3 protein-coding genes are annotated in these 6,883 nt (G+C 50.0%); 1 reads left to right on the forward strand and 2 read right to left on the reverse strand.

The window, feature by feature from the left end:
- Positions 1 to 238: 238 nt before the first annotated feature.
- Both QUB26_RS30740 and QUB26_RS30745 read right to left on the reverse strand, forming a co-directional pair.
- Entirely contained in the window at positions 239 to 1,936 is a 1,698-nt protein-coding gene (locus QUB26_RS30740) for a CHAT domain-containing protein (protein WP_333246073.1), read from the reverse strand.
- A gap of 4 nt (positions 1,937 to 1,940) precedes the next feature.
- Positions 1,941 to 2,195, reverse strand: a complete 255-nt coding sequence (locus tag QUB26_RS30745) for a hypothetical protein (RefSeq protein WP_333057449.1) — start codon at positions 2,193 to 2,195, stop codon at positions 1,941 to 1,943.
- Between the two features lie 1,408 nt (positions 2,196 to 3,603).
- Here QUB26_RS30745 and QUB26_RS30750 point away from each other — a divergent pair.
- A partial coding sequence (locus tag QUB26_RS30750) for a cadherin-like domain-containing protein (protein ID WP_333321108.1) occupies positions 3,604 to 6,883 on the forward strand: 3,280 nt, incomplete at its 3' end.

Below are 6,883 nucleotides of genomic sequence, written 5' to 3' on the forward strand. Positions count from 1 at the left end.
AAAAACCAATTTTTCTTTGACACATCTTCTCAAATCCCCTTGACAACTGGCATACAGGCTTAACTTGTGACCAATGGTAAAAACCGACTTGATGAAGGTAAGTCCGAGATTCGATCGAGCACTATACTTTTGATCACTTTGCCAGCGGCAGCCTATAACGAATGGCCAGCAAAAACCCCACCCACTTTGGAGCCAGGCCAAGAGAGTCTAAATTCAGCATTGCAGTGGGCGATCGCTTTTAGTGACGTTGTTGCAGGTAACTTTGCGACAGGGGAGTCCGTACCGCCGGCAGTAACTCTTCTGGTTTCGGGCCTCGCTGGTTCGAGTACCGCCACCCAAAAAAGCCAGCACTAAAAGCAACGGACAACAAGCAAAGCATCAGGGTGACAGATTTTTTCAGCCCCGGTTTTTTTAACGGTTTCTGAGTCGATGCAGCGGCGCGAGTTGCTTGGATCGCTGAACACTCAGAATTAGGAATAGAGGAGGGCGAAGCCGTCGGTGAGTTCGGTGAGTTAGTAGCATCGGCTCGATCGTTCTGGTGAACCCAATCCCTACGATCTTTTAATTGGTTGGGATATTCCCAGACTTCGCCGTCAGAATTGTCTGACTCATGGGATCGATTCGCTGGGATTGGGGGGTATTGGGCGATCGCCGAAACCGAAGACGGGGCCTTCCATTCTGTACCCGCGAGCGCCGGTGGCGTTCCCGGCGCGATTATGTGCACCATAGAACCGGATGTCGCACTGTGGGCTGGCGCGCCGGTCAAATAGCCGTCAAAGTCCGGGTGCTGATAGAGAATGGGCAAAGCCCAGTATAGCTGGTGAGAACCGTAGGCAGAAATTAGCCCAGCTCTGGCACGGCTCAGGCTGAGATCGACTGGATAGCCTTGATTGAGGTTGCGGTAAAACAAACGCGTGAGAGTTAGGGCTACATCGTCGGGGATGCTTTCTGCCATTGCTAGCACTGCCGGAATTCCACGCTTGACTAGAGCTTCGGTTAAGTTCCGTTCCGGGCTGTCGTCCGCGAGGTCTGAGGGGTCGCCGTAGGCGCCGCGGCAGGAGTTGAACACGGCCATCTGAATACCGTTGTTAACGAGCAATCCAGCTAAGTCGTCGCCACTCAAGGTTTCGGTTAAGCCGGTGCGGCTGCTGACTAGGTAGAGTTCCCCACCTCTGGAACCTAAGTTGCTGTGGCCTGCGTAGTGCAGGACTTGGTAGTGTCCTTGTTCTAGGGCTTGGGTAAGTTGTTCTCGATCGGGCTGTTCGAGAATAGTCAGTTGAATTTCCGGGCAATGGGGGCTGTTTTTGAGAGGATGACCGGTGCGGTTTTGGAGTTCTTGCTGCAAATGGAGCACTTCTCGCTTGAGCTGCAAGCTGTCTCGATCGCTCGGAGAGGCGATCGCCATTAAAATTTTTAGTGGCCCGCCACTAGGCAGTATCCGGGTTTGCTTGAACAAACTTGTACCTGGTTGGTAGCGAGAAAATACGACATCGGTGCCGGTTGCCAAAGGGCGATCGCCGGCGTGCAGAACTTCCCACGGCAGACGCGGCAAGCGCCGGCCTTTGAGTCCGAGTCGCAGTTGCAGCACTTCTCGGCGGTGCTGGGCTATGCCTTGAGCGCAAGTCCAGCTATCGCGCAAGTTTCCTTGAAACAGCCCGCTGTATAATTGTTGCCCCAGGGCTACTAAATTCGGCGCTGAGTTGTTTCCCGAACGGGAGAGGCCGCGACCCGCAAAACTGCTTCCCTGTACTGCTTTTCCCTGGAGCAAGCCCACCAGCGGGTCGTTCATCAGTTGGGCAGACAGTGCAAGCCATTCGTCGATCGGCCAGCGGACTTGTTGTTCGGCTAAGGGTACACCGGGTGCAACCCTTTCTGTCCGCACTAGATATTCGTCGTCCCCAACGGGGGTGACTGAGAGTTGAAATTCCTGGCTCACCGATTTAGCGCCCTCCCGCCTTAATTCTGAATTTGCCTGCGTTTTTGCGGCTAGCAATAGCGCTCGGCAACATATTTTTTACTCTTCCAATCAAAGTTTCTGAATGCGCTTCCCCCGATCGGGCGATCGCTAGGGTCATGTATATTTGTTCAAACACTTTGAGGATATAAAAGTTGTACTTTAATAACAGTTTATTAGTTTTGATTGCCCTGTGGCTCGGTGAAAGCCGAATTTTCTCCAATCTTGCTATCTTTAACATTTTGCACCTCTACCGCAGACCCCTTTAGATTCGTCGTGAACTTGAGTTTCTCATTGCTGAGTAAAGTTAAATTGGAGGCACTTTACCAGGCGGATCTCTAGTTCTTATTAAAATTACTTCGGCTCTCGCCAACCGGTTTCAGGGCAATATCGCAGGCAAATTTGAGTATTTTATTTTTTTGGGAGAGGGGTCGATCGGTCTTTACCGCTTATCCTGTACCACCAACCCCCCATGTGTAATCTTGATTTTGTGTCAATTAATTAATTGGTCAGCCCTGGGTTCTCATCCGTAAGCCCTCCGCCCTCATCCTTAAGACCTCCGTGGCGATCGATAATCGATACTTGACCATCGATTATTCCTAATAATTTATTGCTAATTTACCGCTTTCATGATATAGAAAATTTTTAATTTAACTGTTTTAATCGAGTTAAAGTTAAGCAGCAAAAATAAACATCAGCAGCCAAGAACTCTCAACAATACAACGACCATAAAATTGTTCCGGTACTCTCAAGCAACTCTTTTTTTGGCATCTAGAGGATTACCCCTCATCAGGCCGGTTTCTCGGAGAATTATTGGACTTGGTAGCGAAGCCGTTACAAAACAACAGGGTTGGGCAGCCTCGCCGTGGGTCATGCCCGCTCAAAATGCCGAGCTTGCAACAGTCACCAAAAACTACTCCTGCGTCACTTACCATTTGAAAGCAAATCTTACAATCTGCCTGAAGATAGATATATTTTGGCAGAACTCTTAGTATTGATCCGAAAAAAAACTCAGTTCGCGAGGTTTCCTCGAATGAGAGAAAATTGTGCCACTAAAAATTAGAACAAATATTTGGTCGGGGGAATTATCTAAATTTCTAATTAATCATCGGGAACTAAAATTACGAGGGTGCTGTCGTTTAGTCAAGAGATTCAAATCCTAGGTCAGGGAAGGATTTGTCAAAGCTGGGAGTGTTACAAAACTTCAATACACCCAGCCTAGATCGGAAAAAAAGCAAGGGTAAAATTTTGGGGGATAGATGTTTTGGGTAGTTATTTAGGAGTTGTCAGTTGCGAGTTTAAATTCAGCTAATTCACTGTAGAAATTACGTAGAAACTCTACAGGCAGGGGCCCTTCGGCGCAGCTTACTGTAGAAAATACCGAGAACATCTTAAAAGCTCGGAGCTTCGGCGCAGTTATTACAGTGTAGGTTGCGGATTAATTAATTTTGGTACGCAATGGCAGAATATAAAACTCGCAAAATAGCGAAAAAAACCTTGCAGTTTAAGTGGCATCTATAATAGTAAAGATGAGGAAACCAGCTCCTATAGGGGGCGAAAGCATGAAGTTTAAAAAAAATCTTCTGCAGCCTCCTGTTTGCTGATAAATTGATTCTAAGAAGCTTACCATTTTTTGGGAAATATCAACAATGGATGAACTAACGTTGTTAGAAGAAGGAGCGGGAACACTTTTTCTCGCTCAAGATGAAACACAAAAGCCAGTCGGGGATTTAGGCGACGACAGCTCTACAATTTCTGATGAGGAGTTAGCCGAGTTAATTCAGATAGCGCTCACCGAAAACACCGACGGCCTTACCACCACATTTCCAGCTCTGTCTAACGGCGTACTGGAAGAAGGTGCTGCTGATGACAGCCAAATGGCGGAATCTAACGGCGTACTAGAAGAAGGTGTGGGCGACATAGATGACTTAGATGATGACAGCGGCATCGATCGCCGCCGAACCGTCGTCGGTACCGATGACGATGACATCCTTGTCGCCACCGGCGAGCAGGATGAGATATTCGGCAAGAAAGGCAAGGACAAAATCAAAGGAAACCGTGGCAAAAAAAATAAAATCTACGGGGGTAAAGATGACGATGATTGCGAGGGCGGCGATGACGACGATGAAATAAGAGGCGATCTGGGCAAAGATACCCTCATGGGCGGCGACGGCAACGACACCCTTAACGGCGGTAAAGACAACGATACCGTGATGGGTGGCAGTGGCAACGACATCTGCGAAGGCGATGACGGCGATGACTGGACCCACGGCAACGAAGGAGATGATGACGTTGACGGCGGCGCCGGCAACGATACCGTCTATGGCGGCAAAGGCAACGATGATTGTGAGGGCGGCGAAGGCAACGATGCAGTCAGGGGCGACACAGGCAACGACAACGTTAGCGGCGGCGACGGCAACGATACCGTTAACGGTGGCAAAGATAACGATACCGTGATGGGCGATGCCGGCAGCGACGTTTGCATGGGTGACGACGGCGACGACAACGTTAGCGGCGGCACCGGCAACGATACCGTGATGGGCGGTGCCGGCAGCGACGTTTGCATGGGTGACGACGGCGACGACAGCGTGATGGGCGGCGACGGCAACGATACCGTGATGGGCGGTGTCGGCAGCGACGTTTGCATGGGTGACGACGGCGACGACAGCGTGATGGGCGGCGACGGCAACGATACCGTGATGGGCGGTGTCGGCAACGACGTTTGCATGGGTGACGACGGCGACGACAGCGTGATGGGCGGCGACGGCGACGACAGCGTGATGGGCGGTGCTGGCAACGATACCCTCGTGACTGGCAACGGCAATGACATGGCAGATGGCGGCGATGGCGACGACAGCGTTGTTGGTGGCGGCGATGGCGACGATACGCTGATGGGCGGCGACGGCAACGATACGCTGATGGGCGGTACTGGCAACCATACCTGTGTCGGCGGTGCTGGAGATGACGTTTATGTCGTGAGTAACAGTACCTCTGGGGCAAAAGCAGTCATCACTGACTACACAGACGGCAGCGACAAATTTCTGCTGTTTGGCGACTTGAACTTTAGCAGCTTGACCTTTATACAAGTCGGTGGCGATACCGAAATTCGGGTCAATAACTTTGCCTTGGCGCTATTGTTGAATGTCAACGCAACGCTGATCACTGCTGGCGACTTTTTGGAAGTTAATCCTGAAACTCCAACTCAAACTCCAACTCCAACTCCAACTCCAACTCCAAGTCAAACTCTCACTCCGATTTTTAACCCTCCGCGAGTGGAAGCTAATAATAACTTGACTGCTGGTTCCAGCGGCGGCGAGCAAACTATTACTTCTGAGTTGTTGCGGTTTGTCGATGACGAGCAAGGTCCTAGCGGCACAGTCTTCAAGTTAACCGAGCTACCCGATGCTACAACCGGCCAACTATTGTTTAATGGAGTCGCCGTAACACAAGTCGGTTTTACCTTCACTCAAGCAGACATTAACGCAGGCTTGGTAAGGTTCAAAGCGACAGTAGGTTTTGTCGGTGCGCTGAGTTTTGGTTTTGAAGTTAGCAACGGCAAACGATCTCTCACCGGCCAGCGTTTTAGCTTGAACATCGAGCAAAATGTCTTTAAGTTTGGTGGCACTACAGCACCTCAAGTTATTGTCGGTTCTGCGACGCTGGATAACGATATCGAAGGCAGCGATGGTGACGATAACATTACAGCCGGCAACGCCAAAGACAAAATCATCGGCGGCAAAGGCAAGGACACAATTAAAGGCGGCGATGGCGATGACGATATCGACGGTGGAGATGATGATGACGATATCGAAGTCGGTCTAGGCAAAAACAAAATCAAAGGAGGCAAAGGCAACGACAAAGTTAAAGGCGGCGATGATGATGACGATATCGACGGTGGAGATGATGATGACGATATCGACGGTGGTAAAGGCAAAAACACACTAAAAGGAGGCTTGGGCAAGGACAAAATTCAAGGCGGCGATGATGATGACGATATAGATGGTGGCGATGATGATGACGATATCATCGGTGGTAAAGGCAAAAACACACTAAAAGGAGGCTTGGGCAACGACAAAATTCAAGGCGGCGATGATGATGACGAGATCGAAGGCGGCGTAGGAACCAATACTCTAATTGGGGGTGCTGGAAAGGATCGCTTTATTTACCGGACTTCCCGCCAAGAGGTTCAAACAGTTGTAGAAGCTGACTTTATTACTGACTTTAATGTCGATGACGATGTTTTAGAGCTTTCTACGGCAGCTTTTGCTAATCTCACCGTTTCTAGCTTGACCCGACTGGATATTACTGCTACTACTGCTGTTGGGTCGATCGGCAGCGCTAACTTGCTCGATTTCAGCCTGGATACCACTGTTAACAGCATCGCGTCTTTGCAAGCGCGGTTTATAGCTTTGGGTGGCAACCGAGAAGCGCCTACTTTCTGTCAGTTTATAGATGCCGAGACCGGTCGTGCTGTACTGGTATTTGCTGTTGGGGCGCGCTTTGAAGTTCTCACGAGTTTCTCGGCAAGCATTCGCCTGCAAGTCAGTAACTTTGTCTTCAGCGGCACGTCACTAAATGTTCCTGTCGGTACTGCTGGTGCTGACAATGTGAATTTCGGCACTTATCCGGCTGCCGTTAATTTCGATGGTTTAGCAGGCGATGACAACATTGTCGGCAGCAATTTTAACGATACCATCCTTGGCGGCGACGGCAACGATACCATCACCGGCGGCCTTGGTTTGGATGTCATAAGCGGCGGCAGTGGTGCGGATCTGTTTGTTTACAGGACAACGAAAGAAGGCGGCGATAAAATTGCTGACTTTACTGTTGGGGTGGACAAATTCGAGTTTAGCGCGAGCGCTTTCGGCAATTTGACTACGACTAACTTTGACGGTGTTAGCGGTTCAACTCCTGACATTACTGGCAAAG

It is taken from the genome of Microcoleus sp. B4-C1, assembly GCF_036705285.1.
GTDB lineage: Bacteria > Cyanobacteriota > Cyanobacteriia > Cyanobacteriales > Microcoleaceae > Microcoleus.